Here is a 14,928-nt window from a genome sequence, read left to right as displayed (position 1 = left end):
TCAACCGCATCGCCGACGCGATTCGAATAGTCATACAAGATGATGAATGCTAGGTTGCCGCTCGTGAGCGAGACCGACAGCGTCCTCGCGCCCCGCTACCGCGGCCGGGTCGCGCTGGTCACCGGCGCCGGCTCCGGCATCGGCGCCGCGACCGCGCAGCGGCTGGCCGCCGAGGGTGCCCACGTCCTGCTGGCCGACGTCGACGAAGCCGCCCTGGGCGGCGCGGTCGAGGCGTCCGTGACCGCCGCGGACTTCGGCGGCGGCGCGGAGGGGATGTCGCTGGACGTCGCCGACGAGGACGGCTGGGCGCGGGTCGCCCGGCGCCTGGAGGACGGGCCCGGCCGGCTGGACCTGCTGCACTCGAACGCCGCCATCGCCGTGATCGAGCCGGCCGACCGGCTCGCCGTGGCCGACTGGCACCGGCAGCTCGACGTCAACCTCACCGCGACGTTCCTCGCCGTGCGTGCGCTGGTCGGCCAGCTGACCCGCAGCCGCGGGTCGATCGTCATCACGTCGTCGGTACACGCGATGCGCGGGCTGCCCGGCCGGCCGGCCTATGCGGCGACGAAGGGCGCGCTGCTCTCGCTCGGCCGGCAGCTGGCCGCCGACTACGGCCCGGACGTGCGCGTCAACACCGTCGTCCCGGGGCCGATCATGTCGCCGGCCTGGGACGACGTCAGCGAGGCGGACCGCGAGCGGAGCATCCGCGCCACCACGCTGGCCCGGTTCGGCCGGCCCGACGAGGTGGCCGCCGCGGTGGCGTTCTTCGGCTCCGCCGACGCCTCCTACGTCACCGGCGCCAGCCTGGTCGTCGACGGCGGCTGGAGCGTGACGGCGGACTCCGCATGAGCCCCCTCGGCGCTGGTCTTGCGGACGCCGCGCTCGCCGGTCCGCGCCTCGCGCTCGCGGGTTCTCCGGTCGCGCTCGCCGGTCCGCGCCTCGCGCTCGCGGGCCGAGGTCGGGTCCCCTCCCGGCCGGGTGGGAGGCCCACCCTACGGGCGGGCACCGACAGCACCGGCGCTCGCGCCCACGCCACCCGGTCGGCCGGGGCCGCAGCAGCTCCGCCCGCCGGACCTGCAGCTATCCGACCGGCCGCGGATCGAGGAGCGTCGGCATGAGTATGTTCAGGGGCATCCACGGCGCCGTGGTCGCGCATCTCGGCGAGGTGATCGTCCGCGGCGACGTCGCGCCGGGCGCGGCCCTCGATCCGGTGAAGCTCGAGGAAGAGCTGGGCGTCAGCCGCACGGTCGTCCGCGAGGCGCTGCGCGTGCTGGCCGCCAAGGGCATGGTCGACGCCCGGCCGAAGCGCGGCACCATCGTCCGCCCGCGCGAGGAGTGGGCGCTGCTCGACGCCGACGTGCTGCGGTGGCAGGCGCAGAACCGCGCCGACGACGTGTTCCTGGGTGACCTCGCCGAGGTCCGCGACATCGTCGAGCCGGCCGGTGCGCGACTGGCGGCGGCCCGCCGCACCGACGCCGACCTCGCCGCGCTGAGCGAGGCCCTCGATCGCATGGCCGATCCGGACGCCTCGGTCGACGCCGTCGTCGAGGCCGACCTCGCGTTCCACCGGGCGTTGCTGGCCGCCGCGCACAACGCGCTGCTGCGGCAGTTGGAGGAGGTCATCGCGACCGGCCTGCGCGCCCGTGACCTGCTGGTGCACGGCGGCGGACGGCGGGCCGACAGCGTCCCCGCGCACCGCGTCGTGCTCGATGCCGTCACCCGCGGCGACGCCGACGCCGCCGAGCGCGCCGTCCGTGACCTGCTGATCCAGGCCGACCGCGACGTCCGGGCGATCGCGTCCGGGAAGGAGTCCGAGTGAAGATCACCGCGATCGAGACGTTCCAGGTCCCGCCGCGCTGGCTGTTCTGCCGCGTCGTCACCGACGAGGGGATCGTCGGCTGGGGCGAGCCGGTCGTCGAGGGGCGCGCCGACACCGTCCGCACCGCCGTCCACGAGCTGGCCGACTACCTCGTCGGCCAGGATCCGCTGCGGATCGAGGACCACTGGCAGGTGCTCTCCAAAGGCGGCTTCTACCGCGGCGGGGCGGTGCTCTCCAGCGCCGTCGCCGGGCTGGACCAGGCCCTGTGGGACATCGCCGGCCAGGTGTACGGCGCGCCGGTGCACGCGCTGCTCGGGGGCCCCGTGCGCGACCGCGTCCGCATCTACACCTGGGTCGGCGGCGACGAGCCGGCCGAGGTCGCCGACGCCATCGCGGCCAAGGTGGCCGAGGGCTTCACCGCGGTCAAGATGAACGGGTCCGCTGCGCTGGGGCCGATCGCCACCGTCGCCGAGACCGACGACGTGCTGCGGCGGCTGGCCGCGGCCCGCGAGGTGCTCGGCCCGGACCGCGACGTCGCCGTCGACTTCCACGGCCGGGTCTCGCCGGCCAATGCGCGCCGGCTGCTGCCGCTGATGGCGCCGCTGCACCCGCTGTTCGTCGAGGAGCCCGTGCTACCGGAGCTCGGCGCCCAGCTGGCCTCGGTGGTCGCGTCGAGCTCGGTGCCGATCGCGACCGGCGAGCGGCTGTTCGGCCGGCACGAGTTCGTCGAGCCGCTGGCCGCCGGCGTCAGCGTCGTGCAGCCGGACATCTCGCACGCGGGCGGCATCTCCGAGGTCCGCCGCATCGCCGCGCAGGCCGAGGTGACCGGCGCGAGCCTGGCGCCGCACTGCCCGCTCGGCCCGATCGCGCTGGCGGCGAGCCTGCAGGTGGCGTTCGCGACCCCGAACTTCCTCATCCAGGAGCAGAGCCTCGGCATCCACTACAACGTCGGCAACGATCTGCTCGACTACCTCGTCGACCCCGCCGTCTTCCGGTTCGTCGACGGCCACGTCGAGCGGCCGTCGGCGCCCGGGCTGGGCATCGTGATCGACGAGGACGCCGTCCGCCGCGCCGACGAGGTGGGGCACCGCTGGCGCGCCCCGGTCTGGCGGCACCGGGACGGCTCGTTCGCGGAGTGGTGAGGGCGTCGGTGGCGGCGTCTACGATGCGTTCGTGGCGACCCGGCTCGAGCTCCACGACCACGTGAGGCTGCTGGCCCGCAGCGGCGCGGCACTGCGCGACGCCGCGGTGCGGGCCGGGTTCGAGGCGCCCGTGCCGACCTGCCCGAACTGGGACGTGCGGGCGCTGGTCACGCACCAGGGCATGGTGCACCGCTGGGCGGCGGCCCAGTTGCGCGGCGAGAAGAACCACGACACCGGTGACTCGGTGGAGGCGGCGCGGACGGCGCCCGACCTGCTGGCCTGGTTCGCCGACGGTCTCGACGCACTGCTCGCGACCATCGCGGCCGCGCCCGACGACGTCGATGCCATGGTGTTCCTGAAGGACGCACCGCCGCCGCGACGGTTCTGGGCCCGGCGGCAGGCCCACGAGACCACCATCCACGGCGCCGACGCACTGGCCGCCGACCTCGGCCGGGTGCCGGCGGCGGCCGAAGTGGCCGTCGCGCCGGAGCTGGCCGCCGACGGCGTCGACGAGCTGCTCGCCGGCTTCATCACCCGCGGCCGCGGCAAGCTGCGCACCGACGAGCCGTACACCATCGCCGTCCGGGCCACCGACACCGGCGACGCCTGGCTGCTGCGGGTCGAGCCGGAGTCGCTGACGACGACGGCGGGCGCCGCGCCGGAGCCGGCGCCGGACGCCGAGCTGTCCGGCACCGCGGCGCAGCTCTACCTCGGCCTGTGGAATCGCGGCGACGAGCTCACCGCCACCGGCCGCCCGAGCATCCTGCGCGACTGGCGCGCCCAGGTGCGGGTGCGCTGGAGCTGACGCCTACTCGACGCCCGCGGAGAGGCCGCCGAACTCCTGCTGCAGGTCGTCGCCGGACGACCCGCCCAGGCTGAGGATCGCGATGACGGCACCGACGGCGATGGCGAGGCCGATGAGGATGACGACCGCCACTTCCAGGCGGTAACGCCGTTCTTCCGTTGCCTTGGGTTGACTCACGGATCCCCCCGAGAAGTCCACGGACCGAGAAGAATTGTTCCAAAGACATACCTTAGAGGTGCTGTCAATCGATACGTGGAGATCGTTCCCTTTCCGTGGTCCAGTGAATCCTGGACATTCCGACGTTGTCGGAGCGCCGTGCCAGGATCGGAACGTGCTCACCATCAGCGCCGAACAGCGCCGCGCCCGGCTGCTGCGCCGGCACCACCTCGCCCGGGAGACGCCGGCGGGGTCGGTCGCCGCCGCGGCCGGCGGCATGGTCGTCCTGCACGCCACCGACCCCGCCACGGTATACGTGTCGGCGCTGGTCAGAGCACCTGAGGCGACGCTCGGCGACGTGTCGGCGGCGCTCTACGACGACCACACGCTGGTCAAGCTCATCGCCATGCGGCGCACCATGTTCGTCACGCCCACGGAGTTCGTGCCGGTCGTGCACAGCGCCGCCGGGCTGGCCATCGCCGAGCGCCTGCGCCGCCAGCTGGTCCAGCAGCTCAGCACACTGCCCACCGACCCGCCCGTCGAGGGCGACGTCGCCGCCTGGCTGGCCGACGTCGTGACCGGCACCGAGAAGGCGCTCGACGAACGCGGTGAGGCGCTGGCCACCGAGCTGGCCAAGGCCGAACCGCGGCTGCGCACGGCCGTCCTGCCGACCACGGACAAGAGGTGGGACGTCAAGCAGAACATCACCAGCCGCGTGCTCACGCTCATGGGCGCCGACGGCCGCGTCGTGCGGGGCCGGCCCGCGGGGACATGGCTGTCGCGGCAGCACCGGTGGGCGTCGGTGCGCGGGTTGTGGCCCGACGGCCTGCCCGACGTGCCCGAGGCCGACGCGCGTGCCGAGCTGGCCCGGCGCTGGCTGCGGGTGTTCGGCCCGGCCACGGTCGCCGACGTGCAGTGGTGGACGGGGTGGACCCTCGGCGTCACGCGCAAGGTCCTCGCCGGGCTCGACACCGCGGACGTCGAGCTCGACGGCGAACCCGGCATCGTCCTCGCCGACGACGTCGAGCCCGAGGCCGACCCCGCGCCGGTGGCCACGCTGCTCCCCGCCCTCGATCCCACGCCGATGGGCTGGCAGCGACGCGACTGGTTCCTCGGCCCGCACCGCGAGGCACTGTTCGACCGCAACGGCAACATCGGGCCCACGGTGTGGTGGGGCGGGCGGGTGGTCGGCGGCTGGGGCATGCAGGGCGGCGCCATCCGGTGGCGGCTGCTCGAGGACGCCGGCGCCGAGGCGGCCGCCGCCGTCGAGCAGGCCGCCGCCTCGCTGGAGCCGCGGCTCGGCGGCGCGTCGATCATCCCGAGCTTCCGGACGCCGCTGGAGCGCGAGCTCGCGGGCGGCTGACGACATGCACCGGCCGCCGCCGTTCCCCGTCGCTCAGGGCGTCCCGCCGGCCGGCCCGGTGCTGTCCTGGTTGTGCAGCGCCAGCCAGCGTCCCCGCTCGAACACGAACGTCACCCCGATGACCAGCGGTTCACCGGGGGCGTCCGCGGCCGGCGTGTAGACGGAGTCGAAGAGGACGAAGCCGGTGCCGCAGCCGCGAACCTCCCGGGTCAGCTCGGCGAACGTCTGGGTCCAGCCGGGTACGGCGAAGAACCGTTCGATGAAGCCCATCGTCTGGTCCTTGCCGTAGAGGACGCCGCCGTCGGCGAAGACGGCGGTGACGTCCTCGTGCAGGACCGCGGCGAAGCCGTCGACGTCGCGATCGTGGGTGGTCTGCACGTAGGCGTCGACGGCACGGTCGAACGCCTTGGCGCACATGCGGTGCGCAAGCCCGGCGGGTGACGCCTCGGCGCTGGTGTCGGCATGCGAGACCGCGGGGAGCGCGGCGGCGGCGAGGACGGCGACGGCCGGCAGTGCGGCCCGGGCGCGGATCTTCATGGTGCTCCTCTCAGGGGACGGTGCGCCCGAGTCAAGAGCAGGGCCGGACGACGGCGAAGAGATTCGACCTGGGTCGAATCCGGGCGGCCGGGGTTATCGTGCATCCGTGATCGTGGTGGACGTCGACAGCGCGAGCCTCGCGAAGGTACGGCTGACGCCGTCGCCGGCCTATGAGCTGGTCGGATGGCTGTTGCTCGCGGCTCAGGGGCGTCGGCACCCGGTGTTCGGTGATCCGGGCCCGGCGGCCCGGGCGGCCCTGCGCGACCCGCGGACCGCGCTCGTCGCCTCGGTTCTGCCACCGGCGGGCCGCGGGTACATCCCCGATCTCCTGACGCCACAACCGCCGGCCGGGCGGCGCGCCCACGTGCTCGCGGCGCAGCTCGACGCCGTCGCCGCCACCCCGGCCGTCGCCGTGGACCAGCAACTCGCCTGGTGCGCGGCGGAGCGGCCGATGCCGGGCGAGGTGCGCGCCGCCGCGAGCGCCGGCACCTTCGCCGTTCGCGTCGCGGAGGGCATGCGCACGTTCTGGCGGGCGACGCTCGCCGACGGCTGGGCCGCGCTGCGCGACACGCTCGACGCCGACATCCGGGTTCGCTCGCACCGCCTCGCCGAGCTCGGCGTCGGCGCCGTGCTCGCCTCCCTCCACCCGGACCTGAGCTGGGTCGACGGCAGACTGGAGGTGCGCAAGCCCTACCGGGAACGGCTGGCGCTGCGCGACGACGAGCTGGTGCTGGCGCCGTCCGCGCTGCGCTGGCCGGCGTTGAGCGTGCAGGTCTGCGCGCCCGGCAACGCCGTGCTCAGCTACCCGGCCGACGGCCTGGGTACCGGGCCGGCTGCTGGGCACCGTCGCCGCCGGGCGGTGTCGGCGTTGCTCGGCAGCACCCGCGGCGCGTTGCTGTGCGACCTCGGCGAGGCGCGGTCCACCGGCGATCTCAGCGCGCGGCACGGCCTGGCCGCCGCGACCGTCTCGCACCACCTCGGTGTGCTGCTGCGGGCCGGGCTGGTGGCCCGCACCAGGGACGGCCGGGTGGTCCGCTACCAGCGCAGCGCCCGCGGCGACGTGGTGGTCGGCGACTGACGGGGTGCGTGCTGTCGGCGGCTGCGCCTAGGCTCGGAGTCATGTGCCGCAACATCAGACCACTCAACAACCTGGCCCCGCCCGCCTCCAACGACGAGGTCTACGACGCCGCGTTGCAGTACGTGCGCAAGCTCGCCGGCACCCGTAGCCCGTCGCAGGCCAACCGCGAGGCGTTCGACCTCGCCGTCGAGGAGATCGCGCATTCCACGCGCCACCTCCTCGACGCGCTGGTCACCAACGCCCCGCCGCGCGACCGTGAGGTCGAGGCGGCCAAGGCGCGGGCACGCTACGAGGCGCGCATCGCGGCCGGCGCACCGCGCTGACGGCCGCCGGTCACAGTCCGCATCGCCGCAGCTCGTCGTCGAACGCCCGACGGCGCCGGTAGCGATCGCGGAGGCTGGCCAGGTAGGTGTCGAACTCCGCCGATCGGTTCGCCTTCGCCGCGGCGTCGCGCATGCTCCGGAGCAGCCGTGCGGCCGTCTGGTAGTTCCGGCGGTCCGCGATGACCACCGCCTCGTCGACCAGACGGCGGTAGTGCGGGAGCGTCGATGCCGGGTCGATCCGCACCTGCGCCCGGAACAGCCGCCGCCAGAGGTCGAGGCCGATCCGCTCCGGCAACGTCTCCGCCGCCGCCCACGCCGCGCCCGATTCGCCGCGGCGCAGCAGTGTCGACACCCAGCCTCGTGGGTCGGCCGCGGCCAGGATCGGGTCGGCCTGGTCCCGCTCAGCGGCCCACGTGCCGGCGTCGATCGCCACCCGTTCGAACGCGGCGTAGGTGGCGGTGGAAGGCCGGTGGCGAAAGTCGTCGCCTCGCAGCCGAGCCGCCTCGTCCAGGGCGCCGTGCCGCTGCGCGTCCTCGACCAGCCGGTCGACCAGGGTCGCGACGAACGGCGACCCGGGGTCGGCGGCGACTCCTCGCCGGGCTTGCTCCGTCGCGAGGTCGGTGTACCCGGCGTCGTCCAGGGCGCTGACGAGATCCGTCACGTGGACGAGGTGGGGCGGGTCGACGTCGAAGTGCGCGATGATCTCGTCCGGGTCCCGGCTCAGGATCGCCAGCCGGCCCCGGGCGTGGCGCACCGCCGACCCGGGCGCCTGGTCGTCGCCGACGTTGTCCAGCAGGCGCCGGTACAGGTCGATCCCGTCGGGTCCGACGGCATCGGCGTACTGGTCGATGTCGACGACGAAGAAGTCCTGCCGGCCGTCGAACATGAACCGGAACAGCCATTCGGCCAGCTTCGTCGCGGCCTTCCGATCGAGACCGACGTGTGCGGCCGCGCTCCGGTGCGCGTCGAGCAAGCGCTCGATCTGTGAACCCTGCGCCCCGGACGAGTCGTCGCTGCGCAGGATGGCGCGCACCGCGTGGTCGATCGCGGCCTGCACCACGGTCAGCAGCTCCGGGGAGGCCGTCTCGCGGGACCGATTCTCCAGCCGCCCGACCGTCGCTTCCGCCTCGTCCGCGTAGGCGTTGGCCTGGGTGTAGTCGTAGGAGCGTCGTCGTGGCCTGAACACCTGCGCGACCTCGTCGGCCAGGGTGGTCACGTCGATATCGGCAGGCTCGTCGTCGTACCTCGCGAGATCGACCGCGGTGTCGTCGGGGTCGTCGCGCGGGCCGCCGCGTGCTGCCGCGATGGCGACGGCCACGCAGTGCTTGCAGAACGCGCCGGTCACGCCGACCGGGCAGTCGCAGAACCAGCTCTCGGTGGCGGCGACGAGCTCGACCCGGTAGTCGTCGGTGCCACGGACCACCGCACTCAGCCGGTCACCGTTCTCGACCACCTCGACCACGTGGCCGCGCTCGGCGTAGGCGCGGCCGCGTTCGACGGTCCGTGAGTCCGCCAGGTCGTGGAGGCCGTCGAGCCAGGGCATGCGCGCGTCAGTCCACGCGCATCGCGATCGGCGTGCCGATCTCGACGGTCCGGCTCACGGTGCACAGGCGGTCGTGCGACTTCTGGACGGCGTCGGGCAGCACCTCGCGCGCGGCGTCGCCGGCCTCGCCCCCGGGGAACCGGATGCGGATCGACACCTCGATGTCCTCGAGCCGGTTGCCCTGATCGTCGCGGATCTTGTTCGCCGTGGTGACCATCTCGAACTTCTCCGGCTCGGCACGGCGCGACGTGATGAGGTCGATGTCGACCGCCGAGCACCCCGCGATCGCGGTCAGCAGCAGCTCCACCGGGGTGAAGTCGCCGTCGTCGCCCTGCCCGAACGGCAGCTCGCCGCCGCGGGCGTTGGTGGCGACGTAGCGGCGCTCGCCGACTCGTCGCAGGGACACCGTCCGTCGTGCGTTCTCAGCCATGCCGTAAGCCTGGCATGCGGCGCCGGGCGGTCAGCGGGCGGTGCGGCCGTGGTGGACCAGGAGCTCGCGGGCGAGCGCGCGCCCGGCGTCGGCCAGCGCGGGCGGGTGGGTGACGAACGCCAGCGGCCCCGCCGCCAGGAGCAGGATGCCGAGGCGCCGTTCCACCGGCGGCAGCAGCCGGACCCGCAACTTCGCCGACTCCGCGTCCTCGTCGAGCAGCTCCGAGCCCTCGGTGAACCGGTCGACCGCCCAGCGCGCGTCCTGCGGCACCACCAGCTCGACCTGCTGCTCGAATCGGGTGCCGGCCAGCCGGTCGTCGACCTCCGGCGGACGCTCGAAGGTCTCGTCCAGCATCGTCGCCTCGCGGATGCCGGTGAGCAGGAAACTGCCGACCACCCGCCCGTCGGTGGACATGCCGGCGTCGCACTCCCAGCCGCGCCGGGTGCGCAACAGGCGGTACGGCGCGATGCGGTGCGCCAGGCCGTCCTCGCGCCACACCGGCGTGTACTCGACCCGCACCCAGCGCCGCTGCTCGATCGCGCGGACGAGGAGGCCGGCCAGCTCGGCCTTCCAGTGGTCGTCGACCGGGCGGATGCCCTGCAGCAGGGTGTCGCCGAGCGCCCGGAGCGCGCCGTCGAGCGCGTCGTTCTCCGGTTCCAGCGACAGCAGCGCCTGGCCGGCGCGGTAGATGTGCGCGAGTTCGGCCGGCGACGTGTGCTGCACGCCGATCTCCGCCGCCGGGTGGTCGGCCGAAGCGCGCACCACCTCGGCGACCGCCGGGTCGACGTCGTCGGTCTCGCCGCCGGCGTTCAGGAACTCGATGCGCACCTGGCGCAGCGGGCCGGGATCGAACGCGGCGCTGTCGGCGCAGTAGAACGCGACCAGCTCGCCGCGCAGCGTCGGCTCGTCCACATCCAGCTCGGCCGCGAGCCGGCGCAGCGGGATGCCGTCGGGGTGCATGGTGAGGATGCGAAGTGCGTGTGTCACCCGCTCGAAGCGGCGGACGAACACGGGCGGAGGAACGCTCATGGGTCAGTCCAGAAGTGATTCCAGCTCCTGCAGGAGCTCGCGACGGATGGTCTCGGGTGCGAGCACGCGCACTCGGGGGCCGAGTTCGTAGAGACGGTTGCGGAACGCCGCTCGGTGGGTCACCCGGATGGTCAGCCGGACGGCGTCGTCGTCGATCTCGTGGTACGACGACATGCCGAGCAGCGTCTCTACCTGGTTGCGGTGTGCCGGCGTGGTCTCGACCGTCACGTCCATCGGTTCGTCGATCGCCCAGGTCAGGGGATCGAGCTCGTCGCGGTACGGCTCGTACCGCGGGTCGGCCGTACGAGGCAGGTCGACGCGCACGTCTGACATGCGGTCGGTGACGAACCGCTTGTGCTTCTCGCTGCCGTCCTCGTGGCCGACCAGATGCCATCCCGACGTTCCGGGATAGACGAAATGCGGGTGCACCACGCGCGGGCGCCGCTTGTAGACGAAACGGAGCCGGCAGTGCCGTTCCAGCGCGTAGAGCACCTTGTTCAGTGCGTCGTCGTTGCGTTCGGACTGCGGCGCGGTGCGCAGCTCCGGGGTGGGCGGTGCGCCGGTGCCCTCGATACCGGCCCGCGTGGCGAACTCGGCGTAGCCGGCGATCAGTGCGGCGCGGGCCAGTTCGGTCCGCTGTTCCGGCGTCAGGCTCAGTCGCAGCCGATTGTCACCGGCGAACGCGCGATAGATGGCTGTCTGGCCGGGGGATGCGGTGTTGCGGATGTCCCACCCGGCGCCGTTGAGATCCTCGATCAGTCGTTTCAACTGCCGGACATGATGTTCTTCTCCCCCGCCGAAGGCCGCGATCTTCAGCAATCGCGGCGTGCGGATGCCCTTGGGCTCGGCCGCGACCAGCGCGACCAGCACCCGCGTCACCCTCTCCAAAGGACCGAGTTGGTCCCGTCCACCAGCCATGGCGCCCCTCCACAGCAACATCGGACGATTATGCTATGCCCGAGTCACGAGAAAGGCCAGACTAGTTGGTCGTTTCTCATTGGGGGAGAATTATCGGAGTGTAGATTGCTGCTAACCCCCTAGAACGCTTGGAATACGTTAGGCACTAGGTGGTGACGGTTTCACTAGGTGAACTAAATGCCCGAGGGTCGGACTCAGTCGCCGCGTTCGAGGGAGTCGCGGACGAGGCGCCGAATGAGGACCTCGACCAGCATGCGGTCGTCGTCGCGCAGCAGTTCGAACAGCTCGAAGAGGTCCTCCGAGCGGGCCGCGCGCGGACGGTGCTCGACCTCAGGCTCGCGGGACGGCGCAGCCGGGCGCTCCAGGTGCTCCATGCCGGCGGGCAGCGACGTCGAGTGGAAGATCGCCAGCGACTGCGTACAGCGCGTCATCGCGACGTAGAGCAGCCGCCGGCCCAGCTCGGTGCCGTCGCCGATCTCGGCCGGCTCGACCAGCGCGATCGCGTCGAACTCGAGGCCGTTGGCGAGGTCGGCGGGGATCAGGGTGACCGGCTGGGCGAGGTCGCCTTCGCGACCGTCGCCGACCTTGACGCCGGCCGACTGGCAGTACCGAAGTGTCTCGTCGTAACGCGCCGGCGCGACCACCACGCCGACCTTGAACCCCGTCCCCGCCGCGGCCTCGCCGGCGGACAGCGCGACCGCCGCCTCGTCGCCCGGGTCGACCCGGCGGACCAGCGGATGGCCGAGCCCGTCGCGCAGCGACCGCGCGAGATCGAGCGCGCCGCCGTCGGGCAGCTGCCGCCGCGACAGCTCCACGACGGGACGGGGGACGCGGTAGCCGAGGGTCAGCGTGGCCTCGTGGGACTCGGACCCGAAGTAGCCGGTCAGCTCGCTCCAGTCGTCGTGCTTGCCGCGGCCGGTCGAGCACTCGAGGTCGCCGGTCAGCGTGACGTCGCGGCAGCGCCGGGCGATGGCGCGGGCCTGCATCGGCGAGAGGTTCTGCGCCTCGTCGACGACGGCGTGCCCGTAACGCGGCGCCGCGCGGCCGATCAGGTGCGACAGTTCGTCGAGCAGCACGAGGTCGTCGGCGGTCCACGGCTCGGCGTCGAGTGACGCGGCCGGCTCGCGATACAGCACGTCGCGCTGGCCGGCCTTGAGCAGGTCGTCGGCCAGCCGCTCCAGCAGGGCGGGGTCGGCGTACAGGCCGCTGAGCAGCTCTTCGGGTGTGGCCGGCTCGCCGGACGCCTCGACCAGCCGGCGCAGCACCATCGCCATGACGGCCGAGCCCTTGACCCGCGCCGCCTCCGGCCGGGTGTCGTGGCCACGCCGGGCCGCCGGGCCGTCGTAGAGCGCCGCGATGTCGGTGACGACGGCGTCGACGCCGAGTCGGGGCAGCACGTCGGCGACGTAGCTGCGCAGCGTGGGCGTGGGGACGACGACCAGCAGGCCGGCGGAGCGCACGGCGGTGTCGTTGGCGACCAGCCAGGCGGCGCGGTGCAGCGCGGTGATGGTCTTGCCGGTGCCGGGGCCGCCCTGGATGACGAGGACGCTCCGCGCCGGCCGGCGGACGATGTCGTACTGCTCGGGCCGCAGCGTGGCGGTGGTCTCGGCGAGCGCGCCGGTGCGGAACTGCTCGAGCGCCGCGACGACGACCTTGCCCACGACGGGGCGGTGGTCGCGGCTGGTGCTGACGTCGCCGGCGGCGCCGTCAGCGATCTCGTCGTGCACGGCGATGACCTGGCGGTCGCTGACCGTGACGATCCGCTTGAGCGTGACGCCGGCCGGATCGGCGGCGCAGGACCGATAGAACGCGCCGGCCTCGGGCGAGTGCCAGGCGGCGACGATGGTGTCGCCGGTAACGTCGCGGACGTCGACGCGACCCACGTAGCGCGAGCCGCCGGCGTCGTCGACCCGGCCGAAGAGCGGCGGCAGGTCCGGCGCGTCGTCGCCCAGAAGGGCGTACGAGCGGTCGAGCTGCTGCTGCTCGTCGTCGAGAGCAGGGTGTGTCGTCACGTCTGTCCCTTCCATCACCTGGGTGTGCCGGGTGCGACGTCGACAGCTGCGACCTACCCCGCGGAACGTCCCGCGCCGTTGCGGTATTTGACCATGATTGCGCAGATCCCCGCGTGGGTCAGGCGAACGATCGGAAAGATGCCTTCCAGTGACCTCGTCAGGCCGACGGGGTCGCCCCGCCGTCGTGCCGCTCGAGCACGAACGCGATGCGCTCCGCGTCGGCGTCGCGCCCCTCGTGCCGCAGCTCCAGCGCCCACCGATGCACTGCGTCGACGTAGGCACGGTAGCGGTCCGCGCGGCTGCGCGAGCTGGCGAGCCGGGCCGTGCCGCCGATCAGGAGGGTCCGGTTGAGGGTCGCGTAGATCCGGTCGTCGAGCACCAGTGGCTGCCAGGCGCGCCCGGTGACGTCGCCGGCGCCGGTCCACCAGCGGCTGGCCAGCGACTGGCCGACGCCGCGCAGTGACCAGGCCCGGTGGTTGGCCTCCAGCACGCCGTCGTGCAGGGTCTCGGCCGAACGGAGCCGGCGCACCGAGTCGCTGAGGATCCGGTGTGCGCGGTCCGGGTCGCCGAGCGCCCGCGCGGTCGCCCGCAACGTCGGGTTGGCCGCGCCCGCCGACGCCCAGGCCATCGTGAGGACGAACGCCTGCAGCACCTCGCGTTCGTTGCCGATGTCCATCGCGTGGCAGGCCGCCCGGACGGCGGCGAACGTGACCGTCCGGTCCCTCGCCTTCGAGCCGTCCAGCGGCGTCGTGTAGGCCCGGCTGCGCAGCAGTGCCGTGACGTCGAGCTGCGGGTGCACGTGGTAGAGCACCGCCGTCCAGTTCGGCGGGCGGAACCGCACCGGCCTCGGCTGGGCGTCGCGGTACTTGTCGATGAGCGCCGGCAGTGCGGCCGGCAGGCTCGTGCCGCTGATGGTGCGCACCATGTGGCCACCCCCGTGGGCCGCTGATGTCTCTGATCGGGACATTACGCCCATGGAGGGACTGTTGGTCAGTGGTTTTATGCGGCCGGTGGTGCGCCTCCGTTGTGGTGGGACAGCACGAACTCGATGCGTCCGGCGTCGACGTCGAGGCCGGACACCTGCAGGTCGACGGCCCAGCGGTGGATGGTCTCGACGTAGGCGCGGTAGCGGTCGGCCCGGCGCCGCGAGCCGGCCAGCCGCGCCGTGCCGCCGATGCGCAGGGTGTCGTTGAGCGTGGCGTAGACCCGGGTGTCGAGGACGAGCGGCTGCCAGTCGCGCCCGCGGGCGTGGCCGGCGAAGGCCCACCACTTGCTGGCGTAGGACTGCCCGATGCCCGGCAACGACCACCACCGGTGCACGTCCTCGAGCGCGCCGTCGTGCATGGAGGCGGCGTGCCGCAGCGCCTTGGCGGCGTCGCTGAGGACGCGGAATGCGCGGGCCGGGTCGAGGATCGCCGTCGCGGTGTTGGCCTGGTAGCGACCGCCGGTCAGGCCGGACGACCATGCCATGGCCAGCACGAACGTCTGCACCACCTCGTTGGTGTCGTCGACGTTCATGGCGGCACACGCCCGCCGGACGCCGTCGCGGCTGACCATGCGGTCGTGCGTCTTCGACCCCGGCACGGCGCTGGTGAAGCGGCGGCTGCTCAGCAGCGTGGTGGCCTCGAGCCCGTCGGGCACGCGGATGAGCGCGTTCTGCCAGGTGCTCGGCCGGAGGGGTGCGGGCTGTTCGCGCACGTCGGCGTAGCGGTCCAGCAGATCGCGCAGCACCGGTGGCGGCGACGTGCTCATGGGGTCAAGGTACGGGGCGGG

Annotated in this window: 16 protein-coding genes; 7 read left to right on the top strand and 9 right to left on the bottom strand. The window is 73.3% G+C overall.

All coding sequences use genetic code 11. The annotated features are described in order from the left end of the window. Window positions 1–63: 63 nt before the first annotated feature. The 4 genes from DZA62_RS05260 (at window position 64) to DZA62_RS05245 (ending at window position 3,766) form a co-directional block, all read left to right on the top strand. Window positions 64–849: an SDR family NAD(P)-dependent oxidoreductase gene (locus DZA62_RS05260; RefSeq protein ID WP_232827266.1), complete on the top strand. Its 786-nt coding sequence runs from the start codon at window positions 64–66 to the stop codon at window positions 847–849. 265 nt (window positions 850–1,114) lie between these two features. Then, complete coding sequence (locus tag DZA62_RS05255; RefSeq protein ID WP_116947745.1) at window positions 1,115–1,819, top strand: FadR/GntR family transcriptional regulator; 705 nt, start codon at window positions 1,115–1,117, stop codon at window positions 1,817–1,819. After that, complete coding sequence (gene dgoD, locus DZA62_RS05250) at window positions 1,816–2,961, top strand: galactonate dehydratase (protein ID WP_116947744.1); 1,146 nt, start codon at window positions 1,816–1,818, stop codon at window positions 2,959–2,961. The genes DZA62_RS05255 and dgoD overlap by 4 nt, the downstream gene beginning before the upstream one ends. Before the next feature lie 31 nt (window positions 2,962–2,992). Continuing rightward, the gene (locus DZA62_RS05245; RefSeq protein ID WP_198663440.1) at window positions 2,993–3,766 is read left to right on the top strand and encodes a maleylpyruvate isomerase N-terminal domain-containing protein; all 774 of its coding nucleotides are present in this window, start codon (window positions 2,993–2,995) and stop codon (window positions 3,764–3,766) included. A 3-nt stretch (window positions 3,767–3,769) separates the two neighbouring features. Here the strand turns inward: DZA62_RS05245 and DZA62_RS37155 are convergent, their stop codons facing one another. Next, entirely contained in the window at window positions 3,770–3,898 is a 129-nt protein-coding gene (locus DZA62_RS37155; protein ID WP_269813846.1) for a hypothetical protein, read from the bottom strand. A 199-nt stretch (window positions 3,899–4,097) separates the two neighbouring features. On the opposite strand from DZA62_RS37155, the gene DZA62_RS05240 reads away from it, so the two are divergent. Beyond that, the gene (locus tag DZA62_RS05240; RefSeq protein WP_198663439.1) at window positions 4,098–5,285 is read left to right on the top strand and encodes a winged helix DNA-binding domain-containing protein; all 1,188 of its coding nucleotides are present in this window, start codon (window positions 4,098–4,100) and stop codon (window positions 5,283–5,285) included. Window positions 5,286–5,318: 33 nt separating this feature from the next. Here the strand turns inward: DZA62_RS05240 and DZA62_RS05235 are convergent, their stop codons facing one another. Beyond that, window positions 5,319–5,822, bottom strand: coding sequence for a YybH family protein (locus DZA62_RS05235; protein ID WP_116947743.1), 504 nt, complete (start codon window positions 5,820–5,822; stop codon window positions 5,319–5,321). Between the two features lie 106 nt (window positions 5,823–5,928). Here DZA62_RS05235 and DZA62_RS05230 point away from each other — a divergent pair, with 106 nt between their 5' ends. Both DZA62_RS05230 and DZA62_RS05225 read left to right on the top strand, forming a co-directional pair. Then, a complete protein-coding gene (locus tag DZA62_RS05230) occupies window positions 5,929–6,900 on the top strand; it encodes an ArsR/SmtB family transcription factor (RefSeq protein ID WP_116947742.1) in 972 nt (323 codons plus the stop codon). A gap of 41 nt (window positions 6,901–6,941) precedes the next feature. Continuing rightward, complete coding sequence (locus DZA62_RS05225; RefSeq protein WP_116947741.1) at window positions 6,942–7,223, top strand: DUF2277 domain-containing protein; 282 nt, start codon at window positions 6,942–6,944, stop codon at window positions 7,221–7,223. 10 nt (window positions 7,224–7,233) lie between these two features. Here DZA62_RS05225 and DZA62_RS05220 read toward each other — a convergent pair whose 3' ends face one another. The 7 genes from DZA62_RS05220 to DZA62_RS05190 all read right to left on the bottom strand — a co-directional run bounded on the left by DZA62_RS05220 (window position 7,234) and on the right by DZA62_RS05190 (window position 14,907). Continuing rightward, the gene (locus DZA62_RS05220; RefSeq protein WP_116947740.1) at window positions 7,234–8,766 is read right to left on the bottom strand and encodes an SWIM zinc finger family protein; all 1,533 of its coding nucleotides are present in this window, start codon (window positions 8,764–8,766) and stop codon (window positions 7,234–7,236) included. 7 nt (window positions 8,767–8,773) lie between these two features. After that, the gene (locus DZA62_RS05215; protein WP_116947739.1) at window positions 8,774–9,196 is read right to left on the bottom strand and encodes an OsmC family protein; all 423 of its coding nucleotides are present in this window, start codon (window positions 9,194–9,196) and stop codon (window positions 8,774–8,776) included. Window positions 9,197–9,226: 30 nt separating this feature from the next. Then, window positions 9,227–10,225, bottom strand: coding sequence for a helix-turn-helix transcriptional regulator (locus DZA62_RS05210; RefSeq protein ID WP_157987490.1), 999 nt, complete (start codon window positions 10,223–10,225; stop codon window positions 9,227–9,229). A gap of 3 nt (window positions 10,226–10,228) precedes the next feature. Further along, complete coding sequence (locus DZA62_RS05205) at window positions 10,229–11,095, bottom strand: WYL domain-containing protein (RefSeq protein WP_157987489.1); 867 nt, start codon at window positions 11,093–11,095, stop codon at window positions 10,229–10,231. Between the two features lie 242 nt (window positions 11,096–11,337). Further along, window positions 11,338–13,155, bottom strand: a complete 1,818-nt coding sequence (locus tag DZA62_RS05200; protein ID WP_116947736.1) for a helicase domain-containing protein — start codon at window positions 13,153–13,155, stop codon at window positions 11,338–11,340. Window positions 13,156–13,312: 157 nt separating this feature from the next. Then, complete coding sequence (locus DZA62_RS05195; RefSeq protein ID WP_116947735.1) at window positions 13,313–14,080, bottom strand: 8-oxoguanine DNA glycosylase OGG fold protein; 768 nt, start codon at window positions 14,078–14,080, stop codon at window positions 13,313–13,315. A gap of 74 nt (window positions 14,081–14,154) precedes the next feature. Then, complete coding sequence (locus DZA62_RS05190) at window positions 14,155–14,907, bottom strand: 8-oxoguanine DNA glycosylase OGG fold protein (protein ID WP_116947734.1); 753 nt, start codon at window positions 14,905–14,907, stop codon at window positions 14,155–14,157. Window positions 14,908–14,928 lie beyond the last annotated feature (21 nt).

The organism is Jiangella endophytica, from assembly GCF_003427025.1.
Classification (GTDB): domain Bacteria; phylum Actinomycetota; class Actinomycetes; order Jiangellales; family Jiangellaceae; genus Jiangella; species Jiangella endophytica.
This window is presented reverse-complemented; position numbering and strand designations above follow the sequence as displayed.

Excerpts from the sequence above, each read along its gene's own strand:
- DZA62_RS05195 (WP_116947735.1), bottom strand. The coding sequence starts at position 14,080 with ATGGTGCGCACCATCAGCGGCACGAGCCTGCCGGCCGCACTGCCGGCG.
- DZA62_RS05220 (WP_116947740.1), bottom strand. The coding sequence starts at position 8,766 with ATGCCCTGGCTCGACGGCCTCCACGACCTGGCGGACTCACGGACCGTC.
- DZA62_RS05215 (WP_116947739.1), bottom strand. The coding sequence starts at position 9,196 with ATGGCTGAGAACGCACGACGGACGGTGTCCCTGCGACGAGTCGGCGAG.
- DZA62_RS05210 (WP_157987490.1), bottom strand. The coding sequence starts at position 10,225 with ATGAGCGTTCCTCCGCCCGTGTTCGTCCGCCGCTTCGAGCGGGTGACA.
- DZA62_RS05235 (WP_116947743.1), bottom strand. The coding sequence starts at position 5,822 with ATGAAGATCCGCGCCCGGGCCGCACTGCCGGCCGTCGCCGTCCTCGCC.
- DZA62_RS05190 (WP_116947734.1), bottom strand. The coding sequence starts at position 14,907 with ATGAGCACGTCGCCGCCACCGGTGCTGCGCGATCTGCTGGACCGCTAC.
- DZA62_RS05255 (WP_116947745.1), top strand. The coding sequence starts at position 1,115 with ATGAGTATGTTCAGGGGCATCCACGGCGCCGTGGTCGCGCATCTCGGC.
- DZA62_RS05225 (WP_116947741.1), top strand. The coding sequence starts at position 6,942 with ATGTGCCGCAACATCAGACCACTCAACAACCTGGCCCCGCCCGCCTCC.